Annotated in this window: 1 pseudogene; it reads right to left on the bottom strand. The window is 78.5% G+C overall.

Annotated features, from left to right (window positions below):
• Positions 1–1,258: pseudogene (locus ACFV4N_RS43925) on the bottom strand (helix-turn-helix transcriptional regulator); the annotation flags it as partial.

The following is a 1,258-nucleotide window of genomic DNA, read 5'->3' as shown; positions in this document are numbered from 1 at the left end:
CCGTAGAACAGCTCGGTCTTGGCCAGCTCCATGGCGGTGCCGCTGACCCGGTGCAGCCGGATGGCCTCGCGGAAGTGCTCGTCGGCCCGGGAGCCGTCGGACAGCATGCCGCGGCAGCGGTGCGACAGCGCCAGCCGGGCGGCGCAGCCCGTGGCGCCGACCCATTTCTCGTAGCGGCGCAGCGCCCGGTCGCCCGCGGCGGGCCTGCCGCAGCCGACCGCGGCCTCCACCACGTGCGGCGCGGCCAGCACCTTGATGCCCGCGTGCACGCCGCCACCGCCGGGCGCCATCAGGCGCAGCCGGTCCAGCGCGTCGGCCGGGCGGTCCAGGGCGAGGTCGACGCAGGCGAACGCCCACGCGCCGAACGCGCCGGACCGGCCGAGGCCGCGCTGGGCGATCTGCTCGGCGGCGGCGTCGATGCGGTGCACGGCGGTCTCGGTGTCGCCGCGCAGGGCGGCGAGCAGCGCGAGGATCGTCAGGTGGTCCACCACGGCGTTGTGCTGGCCCATGGAGGTGGCCGCGTGCACGCCCTCGTAGGCCGCCGACAGCGCGATCGAGTGCTGGTCGAGCAGCAGCGCCGACAGCGCCCGGTAGACCAGCGCCCACGGCACGAGCCCGGTCAGGCCGTGCTCGTGCGCGGCGGTGACCGCGCTGGTCGCCAGCTCGTGCGCCTTGGTGGCGTCGCCGAGGGTGTAGGCGGCCTGGCCGCCCCAGATCTTGGCCTGCGGGTGCGGCAGGCGCTCGGCCAGCTCCACCACCGAGCGCAGGGCGGGCAGGGCCTCCTGGTGGCGGCCGGCGAACGTGGCGGCCATGCCGGTGAGGTGGTCGAGGGTGACGCGCGTGTCGTCCGGCTCGTCGGGCAGGCGGAGGCGGTTGGCGAACGCGGCCGTCTCGGCGTACCGGCGGTGGTCGCTGGCGATGCTGGCCGCCTCGCCGGCGAAGCCCAGCGCGGTGATGGCGAGCGCGCGGTGCGTGCCGACCAGCTCGCCGGCCGCGTGCAGCAGGCGGCGGGCGGCCACGTCCGGCAGGCCGTGGCCCAGGTCGAGGCCGCCGCGCAGCAGTTCGGCGCGGGCGCGCAGGTCGGCGGCGTCGGTGAGGCGGACGGCGGTGCGCAGCGCGGCGCGGGCCCGGCGGGGCGCGCCGTGCGCCCAGTGGTCGGTGGCGGCGGCGACCAGGTGGCGGGCCCGCGCGTCGGGCGCGCCGGCCAGGGCGGCGGCGCGGTCATGGTCGCGGGCGGCGGCCGGGTAGTCGCCGCAGC

It is taken from the genome of Actinosynnema sp. NPDC059797 (assembly GCF_042732085.1).
GTDB lineage: Bacteria > Actinomycetota > Actinomycetes > Mycobacteriales > Pseudonocardiaceae > Actinosynnema.
The sequence above is the reverse complement of the archived record's forward strand: the minus strand, read 5'-3'. Positions and strand labels throughout refer to the sequence as shown.